The sequence below is a fragment of the Micromonospora sp. NPDC023888 genome (genome assembly GCF_040639415.1).
Classification (GTDB): domain Bacteria; phylum Actinomycetota; class Actinomycetes; order Mycobacteriales; family Micromonosporaceae; genus Micromonospora.
Genome location: NZ_JBEZZW010000025.1, coordinates 1 through 22,195, shown reverse-complemented (window position 1 = coordinate 22,195; position 22,195 = coordinate 1). Strand labels below are relative to the sequence as shown.

Annotated in this window: 22 protein-coding genes; 13 read left to right on the top strand and 9 right to left on the bottom strand. The window is 68.0% G+C overall.

Translation table 11 applies throughout. The annotated features are described in order from the left end of the window. Window positions 1–20 precede the first annotated feature (20 nt). The gene (locus AB0F61_RS21700; RefSeq protein ID WP_357812385.1) at window positions 21–476 is read right to left on the bottom strand and encodes a DUF6069 family protein; all 456 of its coding nucleotides are present in this window, start codon (window positions 474–476) and stop codon (window positions 21–23) included. A gap of 68 nt (window positions 477–544) precedes the next feature. Beyond that, window positions 545–1,528, bottom strand: coding sequence for an RNA polymerase subunit sigma-70 (locus AB0F61_RS21695; protein WP_357812383.1), 984 nt, complete (start codon window positions 1,526–1,528; stop codon window positions 545–547). Between the two features lie 123 nt (window positions 1,529–1,651). Between AB0F61_RS21695 and AB0F61_RS21690 the strand changes: the two genes are divergently transcribed. Next, on the top strand, window positions 1,652–2,032 hold the full coding sequence (locus AB0F61_RS21690; protein ID WP_357812381.1) for a hypothetical protein: 381 nt from the start codon (window positions 1,652–1,654) through the stop codon (window positions 2,030–2,032). A 54-nt stretch (window positions 2,033–2,086) separates the two neighbouring features. Here AB0F61_RS21690 and AB0F61_RS21685 read toward each other — a convergent pair whose 3' ends face one another. Both AB0F61_RS21685 and AB0F61_RS21680 read right to left on the bottom strand, forming a co-directional pair. Then, the gene (locus tag AB0F61_RS21685; protein ID WP_357812379.1) at window positions 2,087–3,082 is read right to left on the bottom strand and encodes a hypothetical protein; all 996 of its coding nucleotides are present in this window, start codon (window positions 3,080–3,082) and stop codon (window positions 2,087–2,089) included. A 335-nt stretch (window positions 3,083–3,417) separates the two neighbouring features. Continuing rightward, the gene (locus tag AB0F61_RS21680) at window positions 3,418–4,992 is read right to left on the bottom strand and encodes a hypothetical protein (RefSeq protein ID WP_357812377.1); all 1,575 of its coding nucleotides are present in this window, start codon (window positions 4,990–4,992) and stop codon (window positions 3,418–3,420) included. 368 nt (window positions 4,993–5,360) lie between these two features. Here AB0F61_RS21680 and AB0F61_RS21675 point away from each other — a divergent pair, with 368 nt between their 5' ends. From AB0F61_RS21675 to AB0F61_RS21655, 5 genes are all read left to right on the top strand, one after another. After that, window positions 5,361–5,738, top strand: a complete 378-nt coding sequence (locus tag AB0F61_RS21675; RefSeq protein ID WP_357812375.1) for a DUF2089 domain-containing protein — start codon at window positions 5,361–5,363, stop codon at window positions 5,736–5,738. After that, a complete protein-coding gene (locus AB0F61_RS21670) occupies window positions 5,738–5,995 on the top strand; it encodes a hypothetical protein (protein WP_357812373.1) in 258 nt (85 codons plus the stop codon). Before AB0F61_RS21675 ends, AB0F61_RS21670 begins: the two co-directional genes overlap by 1 nt. 11 nt (window positions 5,996–6,006) lie before the next feature. Beyond that, window positions 6,007–6,429, top strand: coding sequence for a hypothetical protein (locus AB0F61_RS21665; protein WP_357812371.1), 423 nt, complete (start codon window positions 6,007–6,009; stop codon window positions 6,427–6,429). 379 nt (window positions 6,430–6,808) lie between these two features. Next, complete coding sequence (locus tag AB0F61_RS21660) at window positions 6,809–7,495, top strand: Type 1 glutamine amidotransferase-like domain-containing protein (protein ID WP_357812369.1); 687 nt, start codon at window positions 6,809–6,811, stop codon at window positions 7,493–7,495. A 95-nt stretch (window positions 7,496–7,590) separates the two neighbouring features. Then, window positions 7,591–8,097, top strand: a complete 507-nt coding sequence (locus AB0F61_RS21655; protein WP_357812367.1) for a GNAT family N-acetyltransferase — start codon at window positions 7,591–7,593, stop codon at window positions 8,095–8,097. 56 nt (window positions 8,098–8,153) lie between these two features. On the opposite strand, the gene AB0F61_RS21650 is transcribed toward AB0F61_RS21655, so the two are convergent. Then, window positions 8,154–9,143, bottom strand: a complete 990-nt coding sequence (locus tag AB0F61_RS21650) for an NADP-dependent oxidoreductase (protein ID WP_357812365.1) — start codon at window positions 9,141–9,143, stop codon at window positions 8,154–8,156. Window positions 9,144–9,234: 91 nt separating this feature from the next. On the opposite strand from AB0F61_RS21650, the gene AB0F61_RS21645 reads away from it, so the two are divergent. Beyond that, entirely contained in the window at window positions 9,235–10,191 is a 957-nt protein-coding gene (locus AB0F61_RS21645) for a YafY family protein (RefSeq protein WP_357812363.1), read from the top strand. Between the two features lie 40 nt (window positions 10,192–10,231). Here AB0F61_RS21645 and AB0F61_RS21640 read toward each other — a convergent pair whose 3' ends face one another. After that, window positions 10,232–10,693, bottom strand: a complete 462-nt coding sequence (locus AB0F61_RS21640; protein ID WP_357812361.1) for a hypothetical protein — start codon at window positions 10,691–10,693, stop codon at window positions 10,232–10,234. Between the two features lie 349 nt (window positions 10,694–11,042). On the opposite strand from AB0F61_RS21640, the gene AB0F61_RS21635 reads away from it, so the two are divergent. Continuing rightward, the gene (locus AB0F61_RS21635) at window positions 11,043–11,720 is read left to right on the top strand and encodes a hypothetical protein (protein ID WP_357812359.1); all 678 of its coding nucleotides are present in this window, start codon (window positions 11,043–11,045) and stop codon (window positions 11,718–11,720) included. A 42-nt stretch (window positions 11,721–11,762) separates the two neighbouring features. On the opposite strand, the gene AB0F61_RS21630 is transcribed toward AB0F61_RS21635, so the two are convergent. After that, on the bottom strand, window positions 11,763–12,413 hold the full coding sequence (locus AB0F61_RS21630; protein WP_357812357.1) for a class I SAM-dependent methyltransferase: 651 nt from the start codon (window positions 12,411–12,413) through the stop codon (window positions 11,763–11,765). 61 nt (window positions 12,414–12,474) lie between these two features. On the opposite strand from AB0F61_RS21630, the gene AB0F61_RS21625 reads away from it, so the two are divergent. Then, complete coding sequence (locus tag AB0F61_RS21625) at window positions 12,475–13,113, top strand: helix-turn-helix domain-containing protein (RefSeq protein ID WP_357812355.1); 639 nt, start codon at window positions 12,475–12,477, stop codon at window positions 13,111–13,113. Window positions 13,114–13,256: 143 nt separating this feature from the next. Here AB0F61_RS21625 and AB0F61_RS21620 read toward each other — a convergent pair whose 3' ends face one another. Continuing rightward, a complete protein-coding gene (locus AB0F61_RS21620; protein ID WP_357812353.1) occupies window positions 13,257–13,919 on the bottom strand; it encodes a tetratricopeptide repeat protein in 663 nt (220 codons plus the stop codon). A 491-nt stretch (window positions 13,920–14,410) separates the two neighbouring features. Next, window positions 14,411–14,974, bottom strand: coding sequence for a helix-turn-helix domain-containing protein (locus tag AB0F61_RS21615; RefSeq protein ID WP_357812351.1), 564 nt, complete (start codon window positions 14,972–14,974; stop codon window positions 14,411–14,413). A 91-nt stretch (window positions 14,975–15,065) separates the two neighbouring features. Here AB0F61_RS21615 and AB0F61_RS21610 point away from each other — a divergent pair, with 91 nt between their 5' ends. The 4 genes from AB0F61_RS21610 to AB0F61_RS21595 all read left to right on the top strand — a co-directional run bounded on the left by AB0F61_RS21610 (window position 15,066) and on the right by AB0F61_RS21595 (window position 22,003). Then, window positions 15,066–16,079 (top strand): aldo/keto reductase, encoded by a 1,014-nt coding sequence (locus tag AB0F61_RS21610; protein ID WP_357812349.1) that lies wholly within the window; start codon window positions 15,066–15,068, stop codon window positions 16,077–16,079. An 82-nt stretch (window positions 16,080–16,161) separates the two neighbouring features. After that, on the top strand, window positions 16,162–16,791 hold the full coding sequence (locus AB0F61_RS21605; protein ID WP_357812347.1) for a VOC family protein: 630 nt from the start codon (window positions 16,162–16,164) through the stop codon (window positions 16,789–16,791). 489 nt (window positions 16,792–17,280) lie between these two features. Further along, entirely contained in the window at window positions 17,281–20,415 is a 3,135-nt protein-coding gene (locus AB0F61_RS21600; RefSeq protein ID WP_357812345.1) for an RICIN domain-containing protein, read from the top strand. Window positions 20,416–20,530: 115 nt separating this feature from the next. After that, entirely contained in the window at window positions 20,531–22,003 is a 1,473-nt protein-coding gene (locus tag AB0F61_RS21595; RefSeq protein WP_357812343.1) for an RICIN domain-containing protein, read from the top strand. The last annotated feature ends 192 nt before the right edge of the window (window positions 22,004–22,195 follow it).

Sequence of the window (22,195 nt, the reverse complement as noted above, 5' to 3'; positions counted from 1 at the left end):
GAGGGTGACCGTGCGGATCGTCAGTCGGTCCGGGCGCGGAGGCTGCGCGCCAGGGCGGCGATCATGACCGTCGCGGGGACGAGGTGCAGCCCGAGCAGCGCGGCGATGGTGGCGGTGTCGGCTCCGGAGAGAAAGGGCGGGACCAGCGAGATCCCGGTCAGCGGCACCGCCGTCCACACGAATCGCCGCGTCGGGCGGGCGCTCCACCGAAGCAGAGCGACGGCGATGACGACGCCCACGATCGAGAAGAAGCAGGTCACTACGGCGAACCCGGCCAACGGGATCGTCGCGCCGCCATCGGGGATCTCGAAGTCGACGCCGCCGGCCCTGGCGAGCGCGGCGGCCAGGGTGGTGGCCACCGTCGCCGCGAGCGTGGCCACGGCGCCGGCGCCGACGAGCCCGCCGAGGCGGTGGGTGTGGCTGGTCCGGCCCGCTGCCGGGGCCGCGACGACCCCGGCATCGTTTCTGCTGTGCACGACGTTCCTCCATTTTTCGACATGGGTACGGCCATCGCGACACGCGCGCGGCCACCGGGCAGCGTGGCCTATTCCGTGCCGTCGGCCGGCAGGCGCTCGGGCAGGCCGAGCCGCGGGAACTGGTCGTCGTGGAAGGTGACGATCTCGGTGATCGCGCCGCCGGTGACGCGCAGGACGTCGAGCGTCAGCGGCAGGTACGCGCCCTCCTGCGCGTGCCACTGGTAGAAGGCGACCGCCGGCTGCCGGTTCACCGAGGTGGGGATCCCGCGCAGGCCCTTCATGCCGACGAACCCGTCCTGGACCCAGTCGTTCACCACCGCGTCACGGCCGACGTGCAGGCCCGGTGTGGGCGGCATCGAGCAGCGGACGTCGTCGCGCAGCATGGCAGCGAGCACGTCGACGTCGGTGGCCACGCTGGCGTCGGTGAAGCGGCGCACCAGCTCGCGGGTGCCGGCGTCCTCCTCACCGCCGGTCCAGTCCTGCCGCTCGGCGGGCAGGTGCTCCCGCATGCCGGCACGGGCCCGTTGCAGTGCGCTGTTCACCGAGTTGACGGAGTCACCGAGGAGATCCGCGACGTCCTTCGCCGGCCAGCCGAGCACGTCGCGCAGGATCAGCACGGCCCGTGGGCGGGGCGCGAGGTGTTGGACCGCGACCACGTACGCCAGCTCGATCGTCTCCCGCGCGACGGCGAGCGCCTCCGGCTCGTCCGCGCCGCCCGCGGGCAGCTCGTCGAGCAGTCGATCCGGGTACGGCTGGAGCCACCGCACCTCACCGCCGGTCGCGGGGTCCGGGCGGCGTTTGGCCAGCAGGTCCAGGCAGGCGTTCGTGGCGATCCGGTACAGCCAGGCCCGGAACGTGGACCGACCCTCGAAGGTCTCCCGCCGCCGCCAGGCACGCAGCAACGTCTCCTGCACGGCGTCCTCGGCGTCCTCGAACGATCCGAGCATCCGGTAGCAGTGCACGTGCAGCTCCCGCCGGTGCCGAGCCGCCAGCCCCGAGAACGTCGGCTCGTCGACCTCGCCCAACCCGTCCTGCCGCGTGTCCGCACTCATCACGTCATCCTTCCGCCTCGTCGTGTCCTGTCGGAGGTGTGACGGGCGCGGGCAGGAAAACTCATCACCGGCGGTCCGCCGGCTCGACTCGGGATGTTGCGCGGCGGTGGCACCATCGTTGCGGTGAACGTTCGTCGCCTGGCGGCCATCGACATGTACGGCAGCCGAGGCACCACCCGTCGACGACGGATCATCCTGGCCGAGTTCCTCGTCGGCGTGGTCGTCATGGTGACCTGGGGTGTCTGGCTGCTGGCGTCAGCGCAGGGTGTCGGCAGCCGAGCACTGGGGCTGTGGCTGACCGGTGCGGGCCTCAACTACGCCCCGCTGTCCGCGTACGCGATCGCGCTGATGCGCCCCGGCGCCCTCGACGCCGAGCTGGCCGGAGCGTCCATCGAACGGGAGTTGCGCCGGTACACGGTGCTTCAGCTGTGGGTGTTCGTCCCGCTCTCGCTCGTCGTGCTCGCCCTCCGCGACGGGCTCACCGGGCGGAGGGCGCGCGGATGACAGCTCCGGACAACCGGGCTCGCGGCGAGGGCGGCCTGCTCGCCGGTTGGGCCGTCAGGTGGTGGTCAGGCCTCGGGTCGCCAGCTCGCTGAGTGACGCGCGGGCGTCACCGCCGAACGCCGCACGAGCCACCGCCGGCTGGCACAGCTCGAACGTCTCCACGAGGAACGTCGGCGAGTGGGACCGCTGGCGGATCCCGTCGACCTCCTGCCGGTCCGGGTTGAACGGCAACGTCTTCCACTGGTCCGCGGTCTCCTGCCAGTCCGACGAGATGGCCGCGACCAGGCCGTCGAGCAGGCTCTCGTAGTCCGGCGCCGCGATCCGCCGGCCCAACCCGTACCGCTCGCGCAGGGCGAGGATCTCGGCGGTGGGCGTGCCGGAGTAGCTGTCGTCCAGCCCGAGCCACCACTGGGCGAAGTAGCTGCCCTGGTAGCCCTGGGCGAGGTAACGCGACCCGTCGTGGTGGACCTCGATGACGAAGTTGTGCACCTGGGGGAACTGGCAGTCGAGCAGCAGGACGGTGGCCGCGCTGGCGGGCAGGACGAGCAGGGCCTTCTTGAGATCCGCACCCTTGCCGACGCCGTAGGCCTCACGTGACCGGCGGACCGGTTTCCCGCCCTTGGCCTGCAACTGCTCGCGGATCTGGAACGCGGCCAGGCCGCAGTTGGCCCATTTGCGGCTCTTGTCGCGCAGTGCGATCTGCGGGTCGTCGGTCCGCCCCGTGCTCAGCACCGCCGCGCCGAGCCTGTCCAGGACGTTGGTCCCCAGGGCCTGGTCGCGCTGCCGTTGATCGGTGCCGCCCGCGAACTCGCCCCGCACGTAGGCGGTCGCGGCCTTGACGGCGTCGGCCCACGTGTCAAAGCTCTGGGGACGTCCCAGGCTGCTCCCCGACCAGGTGATCAGCTGCCCGAAGGCGTCCCCCTCGAATCCTTTGGGCAGGAGCGACGTGATTCGTTCGCCGATCTCGGCGCAGGCTTTCTCGTCGTCTTCCAGGTTGGGGATCTGGCCGTTGGGCGGGTATGTCGCCTTGTCCGCGGCGATGATCAGCATGCCGACCTCCACAGTCCCTTGCCTACCGTCACCCACGGTGGTGGGCCGACTACAAGAGTGGGACATCCGGGGGCCAGCGGGCTCCCTGCGTCGGAATTCCGTCCCGCCGCAGCCAGCCGGTCGCACGCGCTCGTCGGACCATCGTGATCAGAGGAGCACGCCGATCCCGGCCGCCAAGCACCCGGCGGTGACGTCCTTGCCGGCCGCCAGGGGGTTGATCGGCCACTCGGCCCCGCCGCGGGTCTGATCTGGTTTGATCAAACCCGGGCGGGGCCGGATGTGCGGTGTGCTTCTGGCGACTGCCGTCAGGCTCCGGCTGTCCGGGTGGCTGAGGGTCAGCCGAAGCAGTTGGGAACGGGTTGGTCGCTGCCGGTGCAGTTGGTGGGTCGATTCTTGATGATGCGTGTGTTCTGATCCACCGTGACCTGGTTGTTGGTGGTGAAGATCCCGCCGGGCGGCAGGGTGGAATCGTTCTGGACGACAGTGGACTCGGTGAGGCTGAGCGTGCCGCGGTTGTAGATTCCACCGGCCTGCGAGTCCGGGCCCACGGCCCTGTTGCGTTCGACCTGACTCCGCAGCAGCACGACAGTGCCGGTGCCGACGTAGATGCCGCCGCCGTGCTCGTTGCGGACGATGTTCTCGCTGATCCTGCTGTCCTCGATGACGATCTGGCCAATCTGGTTGTAGATGCCGCCGCCGCGCTGGAAGACCGAGTTGCGGTCGACCTTGCTGTGCTTCAGGTGGAAGTCGCCGTCGCTGAAGATGCCGCCGCCCTCGTTGCTGGCCGTGTTGTCGCTGATGTCAGCGTCGGTGACCGTGGTGGTGGAGTTGAGCCCACCCAGGACACCGCCACCACGGAAGTCCGCGAGGTTGTGGTCGAGGCGCACATCGTGGAGCGAGGCAACACGGCCGTTCGACACCCCGCCACCGTTACCGGTTATCGCAATGCCACCGGTTCCGCGTACGACGTTGTAGCTCAGTCGGGCGTTCTCCACGGTGAGGTAGCCGTTGTTGTGGATGCCTCCGCCACTGAGCACGGCGGAGTTGTTGCTGATCGTCGTCCCGTCGCCCTCGTGCCGGCCCTTGTCCTTGTCGTCCCGGTTCTTACCCGTGCCGGCGTTCTCCGCAGACGGTTCCGCCGCGGCGCCCTGACCATTCGGGGCCTGCGCCGCCGGTCCGTTGCCGGGCGCCTCGGTCTGGGGCGCCTCGGTCTGGGGCGCACCGTTCTTGGGGGTGTCGCTGGTGGCCGAGTCCTTGCCGTGGTCGGCCTTGCCGCTGATCCTGGTGATCCCGAAGTTGGCGATCCCGCCACCGGCGCCGGCGGCCCGGTTGTGGACCACGTCGATGTGTTCGAGGGTGGCCTCGCCGCCGGGGCTGACCCGGATCCCGCCACCACCGGAGACGGTCGCTGAACCGCCTCTGATGGTGACGTCGCGGAGCCTCAGGTTTCCGCCGGCCCCGACCTCCAGGATCCGGAACGGTTCGGCGTTCGCCGCCCGGACGATGGTGGCGCCTTCACCCTTGATGGTGATGGGCTTGGTGATCACCGGAAGGCCGTTGGGGCCGCTGGCCCCGGGCGGTGTGACGACCGGAGCGAACGCGGTGAGGGTGTACGTGCACCCCTCGGCGAGTGTGAGGGTGGCCCCGTTTCCGGCGTTGGCGTGCACGAGCGCGGCGATCAGCTCATCGGCGTCGCAGGGCACCGCGCTCTCCTCACCATTGTGACCCTTGCCGTCGTTGCCGCCCGGGGCCCGGCCACCTGGGTCCTGCCCGCCGTTGTCTTCGCCGGTTACTCGGCCGCCTGCGACGATGAACTGCTGCGCAGCCTTTTCGAGCCGGTCGTTGACGCCAGCGAGGGCGGATGCTCCGGTGACGCCGACGGCACCGCTGACGGCGGCGAGCCCGGTCATTCCGGTCAGCCCGACCACAAGCCAGCGTGCCCGCCGACTCCGTCCCGGCGGTCCGGGCCGAGCTGCCGCTTGGCTGACGTTTCGGTGTTGCGGTAGATGGTCGGACATTAGCGCTACCTCACCCTTCTCCGTGCACAACAGGTCCGCACCGCCACGACGATGCCGATAGCTACCAAATAGGGCCTTAGCTACCAGAACGGAACGTAGCAGAGGTTTCCTCGCATCGGACACAGACGCGGGAAGCGGACATGTTCCGGGCATCAGCCACAGAAACCCCAGGGACACCCGCCCGTCGCCGCGAGCATCAACTTAAGAAAGTTAAGGTCGACCTCTTGGAAGTTGAAGATTTCTGAGTTATAAATTTAGGTATGACAGATCAGGCGATGGACTGGCAGGAACTCACCAGCCTGACGCGAGGGCAGCCGTTCGTCGTCGAGCGGGTGCGCCTGGCGAGCAACGGCGTCGCGATCGAGGGCGATTTCGAGCCACCGCAACTGGCTCAGCTCAACGTCGAGGATCAGGTCTTCGTCACGGCGTTCGTGCGCTGCCACGGTTCGATCAAGGAGATGGAACGCATCTTCGGGGTGAGCTACCCGACGATCAAGTCACGGCTCAACCGGATCACCCAGTTGCTCGACTTCGTCGAGACCGACCCGGCACCCTCGCGGGCCGACATCATCGACCGGTTGCGCCGCGGTGAGATCACCGCGCAGCAGGCGTTGGCCGAGCTGGACGGCCGGACGTGATGCCGCAGTTGGTGACCGTCAAGGTCAACCGCCCGGACCGCCGGCCCGTCCGCGTCTGGGTTCCGGTGCTCCCCCTGGTGCTCGTGCTCTTCCCGGTCGTGGTCCTGGTCGTGCTCGCGGCGATCGTGGCCTGCGTCGTGTTCCGCATCGGTGTGGTGCTGGCACTCGGCGCCGCTTGGCGTGTCATCTCCGCGCTGCCCGGCGCCCGTTTCGACATCGAGCAGGGCCGCACGGCCGTGCTCGTGGCTATCCGATAGGAGAGGTTCGCATGACCGAACAACGCAAGGACATCCTCGACATGCTGGCCGCCGGCAAGATCACCGCCGAGGAGGCCGAGCAGCTCATCGCCGCACTCGAACGGGACCAGGCACCGGCGACGGCCAGTCACGACGCCCGATCGAAGGGCAAGGTGAAGTACCTGCGGGTGGTGGTGGACGCCACCGACAACGGCGAGCCGTCGCGGGTCAACGTGCGGGTGCCACTGCAACTGCTGCGCGCTGGCGTCCGGCTGGCGGCGCTGGTCCCGCCGCAGGCCCTGGTCAAGGCCAATGCCTCACTCAGCGACTCGGGTGTGCCGATCGACCTGACGCAGCTCAAGCCCGAGCAGTTGGAGGCGCTGGTGGAGCACCTCGACGAGGTGACCGTGGAGGTGGATTCGCCAGATGCGACAGTGCGGGTCTTCTGCGAGTAGGCGCCGTCCGATGGGACGGCCCCTCGAGAGGGTGCTGGAACACCCTCCCGAGGCTGCGCCCGCCGCAGCAGAGCACAGGTGAACTGCCAACCTGAAGTTTAGCCACCCACCAGCACACCAGCGGGGGACCACCCGGACGGGTGGTCCCTCCGCGTCGTCCCGCCGCTGGGGGCAGCGAGTGAGGCTGACAAGCGTCCTGTCCGCCGAGCAGGTCGACTGGCAGGCATCGGCCTCTGTCGCGCGCGGGCGGAGGCAGTTGACGGTTGGACGGCCGCCAGCGGATGATCCAGCGATGTGTCGCTCGGATCAGCGAGCCGGGACGCTGGTTCTCATGGGCAACATCTCGCCGTGATCCGGTGGCTTCAGGGGAGCGGATGTGGTGAAGTTCCTTCTCACGTCGTCGGGCATCTGTAACCCGAGCATCTCCGACGCGCTCGTCGGCCTGCTGGGCAAGCCGATCGCCGAGGCCACAGCCCTGTTCGTTCCCACCGGTGTCTACCCGTTCCCCGGCGGAGGCGAGAGGGCGTGGAAGGCGATCCACGGCCAGGCTCCGATCCCGCTGACCCAGCTCGGTTGGAAATCCCTGGGGATGTTGGAGCTCACCGCGCTGCCGACCATACGGAAAGAGAACTGGGTCCCGGCGGTCCGGGAGGCCGATGCCCTCCTGGTCTGGGGCGGCGACGTGCTGTACCTGACCTACTGGCTGCGCCAGTCGGGCCTGGCCGACCTCTTGCCGTCGCTGAGTGACACGGTTTATGTGGGGGTCAGCGCCGGGAGCATCGCGGTCACTCCGTACAACTGCGACGCCGAATTTGATCTTGAATTTGTCCCTGACGGCAGCGACATGGTGCAGGGTGCCGACCGGGCGCTGGGGCTTGTGGACTTCACGCTGTACCCGCACCTCAACCACCCGGACATGGAGGACACCGAGCTGTCCACTATCCAGAAGTGGGCGTCCGGAATCCCGGTCCCGACCTATGCCATCGACGACAACACCGCCATCAAGGTCGTCGATGGCACCGTTGAGGTCATCTCCGAAGGAGGCTGGAGACTGATCAACCCCTGACCGGGAGACGTGGGCCCGACAGACCTCGACAGGTGGGTACCCGAACTGGCCCACAGAACCAGGGCCCACTCGCGAACGATGGGTAGCCTTCCGGCATGGCAAAGGTTGTCACCTACCTGGAGATGAACAACGCCGAGGATCTGCGACCTGGGAAGGTGGTGCCGGACCTTCTGCTACGGCGCGTTGACGGGGCCCTGCCGCTCGTACGTGCCACCAATGCACAGGTCGGAGCGCCCTACGGGTGGCGGAGTGCCTCTCGCACGAACGAGGAGTGGCTGGAGCTGGTGCGGTCTCGTCCGCTGCGCCAGTACTGGTTCGTCACCCTGAAAGACGAGACCGTGGGGGTGGCGAATGTGGAACCCCAGCCCGACGGCAATGTGGAGATCACCGCCTTTGGGCTGTTGCCGGAATTTGTCGGGAGGGGTCTCGGTGGTCATGCGCTGACGCTGACCATCCGGCAAGCCTGGAACAGCGAGGCCATGGGCTCTCCGGTTGTACGGAGGGTGTGGCTGCACACCTGCTCGTTGGACCATCCGAATGCACTGCGCAACTATCAGCGACGCGGCTTGACTGTCTATCGCACCGAGGTCGAAGCCGGGTGACAGTCGGCTCGGGCGGTCCATCAGCGCCCGGTTCTGCGCTTGAAGGGAAAGTGAGGTCACGACAGCCGCACCGAGACATTGCCCCGGTAGGAACCCTCTAGCAGGGAGAGGAACGCCTGCGGCAGGTCCTCGATCCCGCCTTCGATCACGGTCTGGGGGTAGACGAAACGGCCCTGGTAGAGCCATCTGCTGAAGTGCTCGCGCCAGGCCGTGATCTGATCGGGCGTGTGGTAGCAGGAGAACGGCAGCAGCTCGACGCCCCTGGCCTCGGCCGCCGCGCGATCGGGCTGCGGAAAGCGCTGCGCTGCGTCACCGAGCTGGCTGGACAGTGAGCCGCAGAGGGCGAAACGCGCTCCGGGCCGGGCCGCCTGCAGCGCGCCCTGGTATTGCTCGCCGCCCACGACGTCGAAGAAGACCGAGATGCCCTCGGGCGCGAGCTCCCGCAGCCGGTCGGCCGTCGAGCCGTCGTGGTAGTCGAAAGCCGCGTCGTAGCCGAGCTCGTTCACCAGGTAGTCGACCTTCGCCGGGCTGCCGGCGCTGCCGATCACCAGCGCGGCGCCACGGCATTTCGCGATCTGTCCAGCCAGCGAGCCAACTCCGCCCGCCGCGCCGGAGACGAACACCACGTCGCCTTCGCCGACGGCCGCTACCTCGGCCATCCCGTAGTAGGCGGTCGGTCCCTGGCCGAGGTGGTAGCCGGGGTCGGCGAAGAGTTCACGATCGAGCTTGACGTACGAACCGGCCGAGCCGGCCGAGTACTCGCTCCAGCCGCTCATCGACTGGACCAGGTCGCCGACCTCGAGGTCGGGGCTGTCGGATCGAACCACGGTGCCGACGGCGGCCACCCCTACCCGCTGCCCCGGCTGCCAGGCCGGAACCGGGATGGTGCAATCGGCCCGCATCAACTCCAGGTAGGTCGCGGCGAGCCCGATCTGGTCGGTGCGTACCAGGACCTCGCCGTCCACCTCGGTCGTGGCGGCGGTGAAATGGTCGAGCGTGGGGGTGCCGGTGATCTGGACCGTCAGCTGAATTTCACGGGTGATCAATTTCTGTCCCTACCTCGGGTGCGGTCGTCGAGATCGACTCTAGGGAGGCTTCCGGCCAGTTCCTGACCGGAAGTCGAGGCAGGATGTCAGCATGGCGAACACCAGCTCACGGACCCTCAGACTGCTCTCGCTGCTGCAGACCCACCGGCACTGGTCGGGTCGGGACCTGGCCGACCGGCTCGGGGTCTCCGAGCGGACGCTGCGCCGCGATGTCGAGCGGCTGCGCGAGCTCGGCTACCCGGTTGGCGCGGCCCGAGGCACCGACGGCGGCTACCAGCTCGCGCCCGGCGCCGTCCTGCCGCCGCTGCTGCTGGACGACGAGGAGGCAGTGGCCCTCGCGGTGGGCGTTGGCGACGCGGCGCAGAGTGGGATCGCGGGTATGGAGGAGGCGTCACTGCGCGCACTCACCAAGGTGGTGCGGGTCCTGCCGCCCCGGCTGCGGGCCAGGGTGGACGCCCTGCGGGCGGTGACCCTCTCCGCTGTCGTGTCCGGGCCAGTCGTCGCGTCGGGGCTGCTCACCGCGGTCGCCCAGGCTTGCCGGGACGAGGAGCGGCTGCGGTTCGGCTACGCGGCCAGGAGCTCCGCACCGACCGCGCGCGACGTCGAGCCGCACCGCGTCGTCGCACTCGGCGGACGCTGGTACCTGGTGGCCTACGACCTGGGCCGGCACGACTGGCGTAGTTTCCGGCTCGACCGGATGACCAAGCCGACGGCGACCGGCACACGCTTCCGGCCGCGCCTACTCCCGGCCGAGGACGCCGTGGCCTTCGTCCAGGCAGCGAGCGGGGCCCCTGCTCCGTACACGGTCGAGGTCCTTGTGCACGCGCCCTCCGCGCGGGTGCGGCAGGTGGTCGGCCGCTGGGGCACGATCGAAGCGCTCGATCAGGACAGCTGCCGGCTCACCATGACCTCAACCTCTCTCGACTGGCCGACCCAGGCCCTGGGCAACGTGGGCGCCGAGTTCGAGGTGCTGGGGCCGCCGGAGTTCGCCACGCACGTCCAGGAGTGGGGCGCCCGCTTCATCCGGGCCATCCGCGCACCCGCATGACTCAGGGAATAGGGCAGGACTCGACGTGCGCGGATCAGCACTAGATACAGATTTCCATGGTGGACTTGGCGACAGTCAGTTCGACGTAGAGATTCGGTTCCGGTGCGGCGTCCGGAACGGAATGCACCCGCAGGTAGGTGAGGTCATCCCCGTTCGAGGACACGTAGCAGACATGCGCGGCGTCGACGGAGCCCTCGTCGCGGGTTGACGCCGTCCTGAGTTGCCACGGCCCTCCCTGCGTCGTCAGCCGCTGGCCGAGTTGCCGCACCTCGTCCAGTGACAGCTTCCCCTCGGTACGGAACCTCTGACCGTAGGTGATGCTGGCCTCGTCACCGCAGGGCGTGTCCGAGTAGTCCCCCAGGTCGGTGCCGACGCCGTGCGCCGTGCTCCAGATGCCGTCCTTCTCCAGTGCGCCGGCTATCTCCTCCTGCCGCTCACACGACCAGTTCTCCTCCTGCCGGGAGCAGGCGGAGGTAGTCGCGAGAAGCGTCAGGAGCAGCACCGCGAGACAGGGGAGGCGACGAATCACCACTCACCCACCGGTCAGGTCGAGCCGCCCGGATCGGACGGCCTTCTTGCATTCCTTGCAGATCGCCTTGCGGGCGGAGTTGACCTGCCACCGGTAGTACTTGCGATCCACCTTGGCTCCGATGTCCCGACCGACGACGTTGTTCCTGCGATCGACCCTACTGTCATGCGAGTTCTGCTTGCCCTCGTGGGCGTCGCCCCACGCCTTGCATCAAGTTCTTCGAGTGCTCGCTACCGCCGGTAGCATCGTCGAGACCCAGCGGACGTGACCCGAGCACTCACGGGTGCTCCGGTGGTGCCGACAGTAGGACGATGGGGGCGGCGTGACCGGTTCGCAGCGGAAAGCACGACTCCTGGCCGTGATCGTCGGCACCCTGTGCGGCCTCACCGCGTGCACAGGCGAGCCCGACCCGCCACCGGCCGCAACGACGCCGACGCCGTCCGCGTCGACGGCAGCCAGCCCGACCTGGCCGCCACCGCCCCCGACGATGGGAACTTACGAGGAGGCGTGCGGCGGCTCCACCTACAACCCGCGAGCGGTACGTCCCTACAACCCGGACGGCCCTGCCTACGCAGGAGGTCCCATCCACCTGGCGGAATTCTTCGTGATGCACCCGTATGACTCCCGGGAGCAGGGGTACGAGCTGCCTGCCGAGTGGCAGTCGCAGCTGCATCCGGGCTTGTACCCGGAGCAGCACACGCAGCTCGTCGTATGCGAATACTTCGACGACGACTATTCGAGCAAGAAGGTCGAAACATGTACCTACGACACCGGCACCGGCGAGAAGACGACCGCCGTGCTGCGGTCGGCGCGCTTCATCTACCGGGTGTTCGAGGCCAAGACCGGTAAGCAGGTCAGCAGCTTCACGTTGAGGGGCAGTGTGAACTCCTGTCCGGCAGTCGTCTACACGGTGACGGGCGGGACCTACTACCAGCTCGTGCTCAACGAGGAAATCACTGCCAAGCTCCGTCCCCTCGTCATGGCCCGCAGACCGGGCTAGTCGGCTCCTGTGGGGCTTGGGGAAACCCGCGACCGGAGATTGCTAGGCGTCGCGGCGCAGCGTGAACCAGAAGGTTGGCACCGAGTTGGTGCCCGGTGTGACGTCGATTAGTGCCCAGCCGGGGAACCTGACGCGGAGCTCGTCCGCGGTGACGCCTGCCGCCCACGACGTGATCTCGGTGGTCGGATTGCCGAGCGGCTCGGGGCCGTACCCGAACATCAGCAACCGTGCTCCGGGAGCGGCGCGTTGGGTGAGCCCGGCGGCGTAGGCGTCGCGGCGGTGTAGCGGGACCCCGCAGTAGCAGCTCAGGTCGAAGAACAGGTCGAAGGGGCCTGGCACGTCCAGCTCGTCGAGGCGGGTGGCGTCTCCGTGCAGGAGCCGTACCGCCACTCCCGCAGCCGCAGCCTTCTCCCTGGCTTGGTCGACGGCGCGGTCGATCAGGTCGACGGCCGCCACCTCCCAGCCGTGCCGTGCGAGGTAGATGGCGTTGGTCCCGGTGCCGCAGCCGAGTTCGAGGGCGCGGCCGGGCGGCAGCGCCGCGCGCCCCTCTACCAGGTCAACAAGCTCGGGCGGCGTCACGCCGGTGTCCCACGGCGGCTTGCCGGTGCGGTAGTAGCTCTCCAGTGCGCGGTGGACGGACTCCTCCTCCGGGTCCCGTGGCGTGAAGGCCAGGTCCGGTTCCGGCTGGTTCATCGTCTCCTCCAACAATTTAGAGTTGAACTCTAGTGACGTGCTCTAAAGTTAGACTCACGATATGGACACGGTCAAGCGGCCGGACAAGCGAGCCGAGCGCTCACGCCGCACCCGCGAAAAGGTCGTCGAGGCGGCTCGCGAGCTGTTCGTCGCGCAGGGTTACGGGGCGACGAGCCTGCAGGAGGTCGCGGACCGGGCGGGCGTGGCCGTCCAGACGGTCTACTTCGTCTTCGGCAACAAGCGCACGCTGTTCAAGGATGTCGTCGACACGTCGATCGCCGGGGACACCGAGCCGGTCGCCACCATGGATCGTGAGTGGTTTCGCGCCGCGTGCGCCGAACCCACCGCAGCCGGGCAATTGCGCGCCCACGTCCACGGCACCCGCGAGATCCTGGGCCGGGTCGCCCCGATCATGCCGCTGATCGCGGCTGCCGCGGCCACCGACCCGGAGATCGCCGCACAGTGGCCGGACGGCCCCGACCCGCGTTACACAGTGCAGTACGCAGCCGCCGAAGCCCTGGTCGACAAGCCCGACACCCGTCCCGGCCTCTCCATCGAGATGGCAGCGGACCTGCTGTTCGGCCTGCTCAGCCCGCAGCTCTACCTGATCTTCGTCCGCGACCGCGACTGGTCACCGGACACCTGGGAAGAATGGGCCCGCACCGCCTTGACCTCCCAACTCTGCGTCAACCCCGACTGAGCGGACGGACGTGACGACCGCCCTCCAGCCCGGCGCCGGTCGTCGTGCGAACCCGCTTCCACGATGGTGCAGGCGGTCAGGGCGTCGGTGAAAGTCCTCGACACCCCGCGCGTTGAGGTCGAAGCCCTGGCGTGATTGCGTCCCTAGATCTGCGTTCTTGCCTGCTCGATCTGCCGCACGATGCCCTGGGCGCCGTGCGCCTGGGCGATGGCGTCCGCTGCGTCGAGTGTCGCGAGCGCGTCCGCGTGGCGGCCCTGGGCGGCGGCGACGTAGGCCAGGCCGACCATGTTGGCTGCCACGCTGGGCAGCGCTTTCACCTCTCTACTCAGCCGTGATGACTCCTCCAGCCGCTCGCGTGCTTCGTCCAGTCGACCGGCCATGTACGCCGCGATGCCCAGGTGTCGCAGTGCCTCGGCCTGGGTCGGCTTGTCGCCGACCTGCGCCGCCATCTGGCGGGACCTTTCCAGGTGTGGAACCGCGGTCTCGTTGTCCCGTCGGATGACCTGGTGCAGGCAGCCGATCCAGAACAGCGCCTCGGCCTGGCCGCGCGTGTCGCCCAGCGCCTCGTACAGCTCGGTCGCACGCTCGAACAACGGCAGTTCAGCCGGGTCCTCGACGGGTGACGAGCCGCTACTGGCGCGTTCGTTGAGGAATCGCGCATGAAGGATCCGCCCACGGGCCAGCGCGGCGTCGGCCTCCACCGCGTCCAGGTCCCGATCGGCGTCGGCCAGCACGCTGGCATCGCCACCGAACACGACCTGTTCATAGAAGTTTTTGGCTCGTTCGATGCGATCTTCGGCGTTCATCGCCGCCCCCGTCCTGGCATTGCCACTGCGTGCCGGGTCAGCAGTTTAGTGGTCCAGCGTGGACAAGGTCCGCGACGACGTGCGCGCCTACACCGCCCGGCTGCTCGGCGTACCCCTCGGCGACGCACCCCCGTCGCCCGGACCACCGTGACGCCCCCGGCGTAGCGACGCGCCGTCGTCCCGGGCAGGCGCAGTCGGCCCGTCTGCGGTCTGGCACCTTCCGTGGTCTGCCGGCTTCCGAGCCTCGATCGGCAACAATGGGCGGCAGCGCTCGCCGGATGAAACCGAAGACGTGCAACACCCACCTGGGGAGGCAAGGTGACTCAGCGCTCGCAGCACCTGCGGGGCCGGTGCCCCGTCTGTAAACGCGCCGTAGCCCTCACCGCTGACGGAAGAGTTGCGCGGCACAACGGCACCATTCGTGCCTACGCTCCGCCCGAGGAGTGCCCCGGGAGTGGAGAGCTTGCGGAAGCAGCCGGGTCATGAGTGCGTTACGCAGGGGGCGCGAGCGGGCGCAGGCCGTCGAACAGAACGGCAAGGGTCCGGTCGATGACGGGGCCGGAGTAGTCACCGGTTTCCGCCGCCATGCTGGCGCCCCGTAGCAGGGCGAGTATCTCGGGCAGGTCGACGTCGAGGCGTACGGCGCCGACGCGTTGGGCGTCGCGCAGAAGGTCTGCCAACGCTTCGCGCATCTGCGTTCGCTGGCCTGCCTGCTCTGCTTTGACGTCGATTCCTGCGCTGTGCAACGCGTCCGTCAGGGTCTTCTTGCGCGCCGCGTCCGCGACGACCTGCGCGAAGAATCTGAAGAATCCGGTCTCTGGCTCCGCGGCGGCGCGCAACCGGGCGGCCTCGTCGAGCAGCAGGTCCACCCGCGCCGAGACGATCGCCGCGTAGAGGGCTTCCTTGGTGGCGAAGTGCCGGTACACGGTGCCGACACCCACTCCGGCCCGCCGGGCGATCTCGTCCATGCGGGCGGTCAGTCCCTGCTCGCCGAGCACGGTCTCGGCCGCCGCGAGTACCTTCGCGCGGTTGCGCGCCGCATCCGAGCGGATCATGTCGGCCTCCTCCGATCGAGCACCCTTGACGAGCGGAATCTAGGTTCCGTATCTTGAAGCGGAATGACGATTCCGATTGTACGGGGATGACATGCAGTACACGACACTGGGCCGATCCGGCCTCCACGTCTCCCGGGCATGCCTGGGCACGATGAACTTCGGCACCGACCCGCAGGCACCGACGCCGGACACCGAGGCCCGCCGCATCATCGGCGAGTTCCTCGACGCCGGCCACAACTTCATCGACACCGCAGACACCTACCGAGGTGGCACCAGCGAAGAGGTCGTCGGCCACGCCATCGCCCACCGTCGCTCCGAGGTCGTCCTCGCCACCAAGGGGGCGGCGCCGCAAGGTGCCGGACCCAACGACCGGGGCCTGTCCCGCGCCCACCTGACTCGCGCCCTGGAGGCGAGCCTGCGCCGACTGGGCACCGACTACATCGACCTGTACCAGTGCCACGTGCCCGACCCGGATACCCCGATCGACGAGACCATGGCAGCGCTCGATGGCTTCGTGCGCTCCGGCAAGGTCCGCTACATCGGCTGTTCCAACTTCACCGCCGCCGGAATCGTCAGCGCCCAATGGGCAGCGCAACGCATCGGCGGCACACCCTTCGTCAGCCTGCAAGCCAACTATTCCCTGATCACGCGCGCCATCGAGGCCGAAATCGTGCCCACCTGCCAGCAACACGGGCTCGGCATCCTCGCCTACAGCCCGCTCGGCAGCGGACTGCTCGCCGGGCGATACCAGCGCGGCACCGCGCCGGCCACCGGATCCCGACTCGCCGAGTGGTCGGCCATGCCCAGCCCGATGGCACGCGCATTCGTGACCGGTCTCCTCGCCGAGCGGCACTTCGACATCGCCGACGACGTCACCACCGTCGCCGCCGAACTGGGAACGACCACGCCAACCGTGGCGCTCGCCTGGCTCCGCAGCCGGCCCGAGATCACCTCGGTGGTCCTCGGCCCTCGCACCGCCGATCAACTGAGCGCCAACCTCGCCGGCCTCTCATTCGAGCTGCCGGAAAGCGTCTCCACCCGGCTGGACGCGGCAAGCCGGTGCACCATCAGCCCTCCGGTCAACGGCCAGCACAACGCAGCCTGATTCAGCGACGAGACGCCCTCGCCATCCTCGCTCGCCTTCCGCCGTCGGAGGCCGTCGCGCCGCCGATGTTAGGTTCGCCGACATGACTGGGCAGATCACGGCCGCGCAGTTCCACGCGGCCGACGGTGTCGAGGACTGGCGCTCCCTCTACCATCTGGTCTCGGCCTACTTCCCGACCGGCTCGCTGTCCAAGGGCATCGCGCTCGTCGATGAGATCGGCCGGCTCGCCGACGAGGCCCAGCAGCACTACCTCGCCGTCGACCTGCGCGGCACCGGCGTCACGGTGAGCCTGAGTCGGCGCGACATTTCGTTGGCCCGGCGCATCTCGGCCGCCGCCAGGGAGCTGGGCCTCCCCGCCGACCCGACCGCGGTCCAACTCATCAACGTCACCCTCGACGCACTCGCCGGCGCGGATGTGCTGCCGTTCTGGCAGGCGCTGCTCGGCTATCGGCAGATCGGCGACGACTACCTGTTCGACCCGTCGCGCCGCGGCCCGGGTTTCGGTTTGCAACCGATGCACGAGGCGCGCCCACAGCGCAACAGCATGCACCTCGACATAGCTGTCCCGCACGATCAGGCAGAGGCTCGCGTCGCCGCCGCCCTGGCCGCCGGCGGCCACCTGGTCTCCGACGCGCACGCACCCATGTGGTGGGTCCTGGCCGACGCCGAGGGCAACGAGGCGTGCGTCGCCACCTGGGTCGGCCGCGGATAGCAGGACGGCAAGCTTCACCTCGTGAGCCCGACCAGCGTCGCGAGTCGCGCCACGCCGGCCGGCGCCGGCTGCGCGCGGGCAACCTCGGCGATCACGGTACGCGCCAACGGCCGGCACCGAACCTCAGCCGGTGCGACACTCTCCGCGTCCACCAGTGCGAGATCTTGTCCCCAGCGTGGCCCCCGACCGCTGGGTGGATCCGTCACGGTCCTCCAGCCTGACGGCCGAATGATCGAGTCTGAACGTTCTTGAACGTCTAGGTCCGTTTGCTGGCATCTATAGATCTAGATGGCATAAATATGATTCGATGCGATCAGACGGTGACGTGCCACCTCTGGACACCGCAGGCCGGCGAGCCCGAGGCGTCGCCTGCCACACCTTGACCGGTTGACTGGAGATCTCATGACCAGCCCTCGATCCGCTCCGCCTCGGCAGACTCCGGGAGTAGCCCGCCCGCGCCGTGCCCGCGTCAGGCCCACCGCGCTGAGCATGCTGTCGGTCGCAGCGCTTGCCCTGGCGTACGTGGTAGCCATGCCGGTCGCGTCCACGCCAGTGGGCCTGACCATGGAAGTAGCCGCCGCCTACGTCAAACTGGGCAACCGGACCACCGGCAAGTTCATCGACGGCATGGGCCGGACCACCAACGGCGCCGCAGTCGGCCAGTATTCCTCGTCGTCCAGCGACAACCAGCAGTGGACGATCGATGCCGTCGGCGACTACGTCCGGATCAGGAATCGGGCCACCGGCCTGTACCTGGACGGGATGGGCCGCACGACGGGCGGATCCATCTGCGGCCAGTGGAGTGACAGCAGCAGCACCAACCAGCAGTGGATCCGGGAGGACTCCGGCGGCTACGCCAAGTTCAGGAACCGGGCCAACGGGCTGTACCTGGATGGCGGGGGCAGCACGTCCGACGGCGCCAACCTCGTCCAGTACGCGAACAGCGGCAGCACCAACCAGCAGTGGATCGTCACCGACGTGTCGACTCCGGGATCAGGCACGATCACGGTGGACGGCAACAACATCCGCGCCGGCAACGTCAACGGCCTGACGTTCAAGGGCTTCGGTGCGCTCAGCGCCAACAGCACCAGCGAGTTGCTGATGGATTACAAGGCCCAGAGCCCGACCGCGTACGCGCAGCTGCTGCGGGTCCTCTTCGGTGGGGAGAGTCCGGTCTTCACCAACGTGAAGATCGAGATGGGCAACGACCGCAACAACTCCACCGGACCGGACCCCTCGACCATGCGTTGGGAGTCCGAGACCCCCAACGTCAAGCGTGCGCAGGGCTTCCAACTCGCGGCCGACGCGAAGAAGGTCAACCCCAACGTCAAGGTGTCCCTGCTGCGCTGGAACTCCCCCGGCTGGGTGAACAGCAACGACAAGGTCTACACCTGGTTCAAGAAGACCATCCTGAGCGCGTACCGGACCTACGGGTTCATGGTCGACTACGTCAACCCGGGTCTCAACGAGCGCGGGGCGGACCTGAACTGGACCAAGACCTATGCCAACCGGGTCAGGACCGACAGTGCCGACTTCGCCAACTCGACAGAGCAATCCCGGTACAACCAGCTCAAGGTCGTCATCTCCGACGAGGTCGGTGTCGGGTCGTTCGGCGGCAGCATGATCAGCGACGCCGGCCTGCGCGACGTGGTGGCGGCGGCCGGCTACCACTACAGCCCCGACGACGACAGCGCCGGCAACTTCAAGCGCCTGGCGATGGACTACGACAAGGAGATCTGGAACAGCGAAGCACAGGCGACCTTCGGCAATTCCGCCTTGCGCCCCAACAACAACATGCGGTCCCCGTCGGTGGTCGGAACCGGCATCGGCGGCACCAACAGTGCGCTGGAGATGGGAAACACCATCATCAAGGGGTTCGTCAACTCGCGCCGGACCAACTTCATCTACCAACCGGCCATCGGGTCCTTCTACGAGGGTGGGCAGTACTCCTACAAGGAGGTCGTCAGCGCCCGTGATCCCTGGTCGGGCTGGCTGCACTACGACGCCGCCATCGACGTGCTGCGGCACTTCAGCTGGTTCGCCAAGACCGGCTGGGAGAACTCCAGCAACACGGCCGGTATCTGGCGCGCCGTCCCCGAATCCAGCTATACCGGAGCGACCGGGACGAACCCGGTGGTCGGACGCAACGGCACGCCCAGCTATCTCACGCTCGCCGCGCCCGACAGGCGCAACTTCTCCACGGTCTTCATGAACGACAGCGAGTACACCCAGTCGTACCGCCTCCAGCCGGTGAACATGGCCTACTCCGGTACTCCGGCCCTACAGCTGTGGGAAACCCGCGCGGCCGACCCCGGCCAGGCGTTCAACGCCAACTACCTGAAGCACCTCGGCAGCGTCCCGGCCGATGACGGCGGGGTGTACACCGTGACGGTCAGGCCGAACTCGGTCGTCACCGTGACGACGCTGGCCAACCACACCAAGCCCGAGTACCTGGAACCCCTGCCGGTGGAGGGCCAGCGCACCGTGCTGGACACCGACATCTCCGGCGACGTGCAGAGCACCAGCGACAACATCCTCTACGCCGACGGCTTCGACTACACCGGCAAGACGGTCCCGGTGATCGGCAGTGGCGGCACCATCACGGGCACCGAGGACTTCATCACGTCGCGTGGCGGCGCCAGGAGCGTCATCCCGCGCTACGCCAGCGACCGCAACGGCGCCTTCGAGGCGTACCAGCCGGACGGATCGACCAATTACGTGCTGCGCCAGCAATTGGACGGCCCGAGCCAGGGCCTGGGCGGCGCGTGGAACGGGGGGGACGCGGTCACCAGGATCGGTGACAGCCGGTGGCTCAACTACAAGGCCAGTGTCGACGTCTCCTTCGAGAACAGCAGCACCCAGAACGGCGCCAACTACGCCCGGCTGGGCATCCGCGAGCAGCACGGTGACAACGGTGCGCCGTATTCGGTGAAATTCACCTTCGACGGGGGCTGGCAGTTGCTGGTCAACAACAACGCGGTCGCCAGCGGCAACGTGGTCAGCGGCACCGGCGGCGTGCGGATCGGTGGGTTCAACACCGCTCACAACGCGTGGCACAACATCGCGCTGAAAGGCGTCGGAAGCACGGTTACCGCCTACCTCGACGGCGTCACACTGTCCACCTACACCGACCCGAATCCCAAGCTGTCCGGCCGGATCACGCTGGGCAGCGGCTACTACTTCACCCGGTTTGACAACCTCCGGGTGGAGACGGTCGACGGAAGCCCGCCGTACTACTCCGAGGTGCTGGACAACCTGGAGATGTCCGACCTGGCCAACCCACCCGCCAGGAAGCTGGTGTACGGCGGGCCCTGGGCCCACGAAAACGGTAAGGGTATGTACAACGTTCAGCGGAGCCTGTCGACCAGCCAGGGAAGCGGCTCGACGCTGACCTACACGTTCGCCGGCACCGGACTGGACATCATCGGGCCGAACAACGGCTCGGCCGTCCTGCAGGTCACGGTGGACGGCACGGTGGTCAACTCCGCAGCGAGCACGCTCGCCTCTCCCGAGTTCTATCAGACGTACGCCCTGCGCAACCTCGGCGCCGGCACGCACACCGTGGAGATCATGGTGCGCAGCGGCAGTCTCGTCGTGGATGCCGTCGGGGCCGTCCGGCCGTGATGCCGGTCGCGCCGGACGGCCAATAGGACCCGCATCGTCCCGTCCCCGTCCCCGTCCCCCAACAGAAAGGACGACGCATATGCGACCTGCCATGTTCAGCCGCCCCCTGTCGCGAATGGCCAGGCTCGTGGCCACCAGTGCGGTGATGGCGACCACGGCTGCCGCAGCGGCAATCGCCATCACCGCTACCGCCGGCCCAGCCGCTGCCGCCACCAGCCAGTTCAGAGGCATGAACTGGGCTCAACTGGGTGACAACTTCAGCACCAGCCCGCTCGTCGTGCAGGGCCTGAGCCAATCCGACAGCTACGCGACAGTGCAGGCCAAGGCCAACGCCCTCTACGACGACATGGCCTCCACCATGGGGATCAACACCGTCCGGCTGCCCATCAACACTCAGACGGTGGCCAACACCACCTGGTGGAACGCCTACCGGGGCGCCATTGACGCCGCCACTGCCCGTGGATTCAAGGTCATCCTCACCTTTTGGACGGACCATAACTCCGGCGCGAGGATCGCGAACCTCGCCGCGTGGAACACGATGTGGTCCAGCGTGACCAGCGCCTACGGCTCGAACACCAACGTGTACTTCGAGCCAATGAACGAGCCGGGCGGTTACAGCTCGGCAGAGTGGCGCGACATCGCAGCCACCTGGCTCAGCACCCACTACTCGGCCGTACCCAGCCGGGTGCTCATCGGCGGCACTGGCGCAAGCCAGGACCTGCGCGACGTCTGCAACGACAGCCGCTTCAACGGCACGCTGCTGTCCTTCCACCACTACGCTTTCTTCTACGGCTCGATGACCTACGACGCCTGGCGAAGTCACATGCAGACGCGTCTGGGCAACTGTGCCTCCCGGGCGGTCGCGACCGAGTTCGGCGGGCCCATGGACAACGGCCTCAACTACGCCGACGCGAACAGCACCGACAACTTCGTGCGCCACATCCGTGCCATGGCTCAGGTCATGCGTGACAACCAGATGGGCGGCACCTACTGGCCCGCCCTCGGCGGCAAGAACTCCGGCTCCGGTCACGACTGGTATTCGATGTTCGCCCTCAGTGGCAGCGGCACCGATCTCAACTTGACCATCCGCAACACTTCTGGCGCCGACCGGATCCGCTATGCCTATGGCGACAACATCGGCGGCGGCTCCACGACGCCCCCGCCCTCGGGAACCCATTACCGGATCAACAACGTCAACAGCGGCAAGGCGATGGACGTGATCGGGCAGTCCACGGCCGACAGCGCCGAGATCAAGCAATGGAGCTACGTGGGCGGCAGCAACCAGAAATGGCGCTTCGAGGACGCCGGTAGCGGCTACTTCCGCATCGTCAACCAGAACAGCGGCAAGTGCCTCGACGTCGCCTCCGCCTCCACCGCAGACGGCGCGAACATCGTCCAGTGGACGTGCGGCAGCGGCCAAAACCAGCAGTGGCAATGGCAGTCCCAGGGCAGCAACTTCCGGCTCGTGGCCCGGCACAGCGGCAAGTGTCTGGACGTGTACCAGTCAGGGACCGCAGACGGCGCGGACATCCAGCAGTGGACCTGCGGAAGCGCCAACAACCAGCGGTGGACAAGAACCGCGGTCTGACCGGGGCTCAGCGAGGCGGTCCCCGACCGGCAAGCCGCCGGCCGGTAAGCCCAGCCGCGAGCAGTTGATCCCGCACGGCATCGAAGGCGCGCAGTCGCGCATCCCGCTCGACGACGCGTTCGCGCCCAGTTCATCGTGCTCTTCCTGGAGGCATTCTGGTGGTGGGCGCTCTACGTCGACTTCTCCTTCTGC

Excerpts from the sequence above, each read along its gene's own strand:
- AB0F61_RS21625 (WP_357812355.1), top strand. The coding sequence starts at position 12,475 with ATGGACACGGTCAAGCGGCCGGACAAGCGAGCCGAGCGCTCACGCCGC.
- AB0F61_RS21675 (WP_357812375.1), top strand. The coding sequence starts at position 5,361 with ATGACAGATCAGGCGATGGACTGGCAGGAACTCACCAGCCTGACGCGA.
- AB0F61_RS21605 (WP_357812347.1), top strand. The coding sequence starts at position 16,162 with ATGACTGGGCAGATCACGGCCGCGCAGTTCCACGCGGCCGACGGTGTC.
- AB0F61_RS21600 (WP_357812345.1), top strand. The coding sequence starts at position 17,281 with ATGCTGTCGGTCGCAGCGCTTGCCCTGGCGTACGTGGTAGCCATGCCG.
- AB0F61_RS21670 (WP_357812373.1), top strand. The coding sequence starts at position 5,738 with ATGCCGCAGTTGGTGACCGTCAAGGTCAACCGCCCGGACCGCCGGCCC.
- AB0F61_RS21615 (WP_357812351.1), bottom strand. The coding sequence starts at position 14,974 with ATGATCCGCTCGGATGCGGCGCGCAACCGCGCGAAGGTACTCGCGGCG.
- AB0F61_RS21610 (WP_357812349.1), top strand. The coding sequence starts at position 15,066 with ATGCAGTACACGACACTGGGCCGATCCGGCCTCCACGTCTCCCGGGCA.
- AB0F61_RS21665 (WP_357812371.1), top strand. The coding sequence starts at position 6,007 with ATGACCGAACAACGCAAGGACATCCTCGACATGCTGGCCGCCGGCAAG.
- AB0F61_RS21630 (WP_357812357.1), bottom strand. The coding sequence starts at position 12,413 with ATGAACCAGCCGGAACCGGACCTGGCCTTCACGCCACGGGACCCGGAG.
- AB0F61_RS21595 (WP_357812343.1), top strand. The coding sequence starts at position 20,531 with ATGGCCAGGCTCGTGGCCACCAGTGCGGTGATGGCGACCACGGCTGCC.
- AB0F61_RS21655 (WP_357812367.1), top strand. The coding sequence starts at position 7,591 with ATGGCAAAGGTTGTCACCTACCTGGAGATGAACAACGCCGAGGATCTG.
- AB0F61_RS21645 (WP_357812363.1), top strand. The coding sequence starts at position 9,235 with ATGGCGAACACCAGCTCACGGACCCTCAGACTGCTCTCGCTGCTGCAG.
- AB0F61_RS21620 (WP_357812353.1), bottom strand. The coding sequence starts at position 13,919 with ATGAACGCCGAAGATCGCATCGAACGAGCCAAAAACTTCTATGAACAG.
- AB0F61_RS21695 (WP_357812383.1), bottom strand. The coding sequence starts at position 1,528 with ATGAGTGCGGACACGCGGCAGGACGGGTTGGGCGAGGTCGACGAGCCG.
- AB0F61_RS21680 (WP_357812377.1), bottom strand. The coding sequence starts at position 4,992 with ATGACCGGGCTCGCCGCCGTCAGCGGTGCCGTCGGCGTCACCGGAGCA.
- AB0F61_RS21685 (WP_357812379.1), bottom strand. The coding sequence starts at position 3,082 with ATGCTGATCATCGCCGCGGACAAGGCGACATACCCGCCCAACGGCCAG.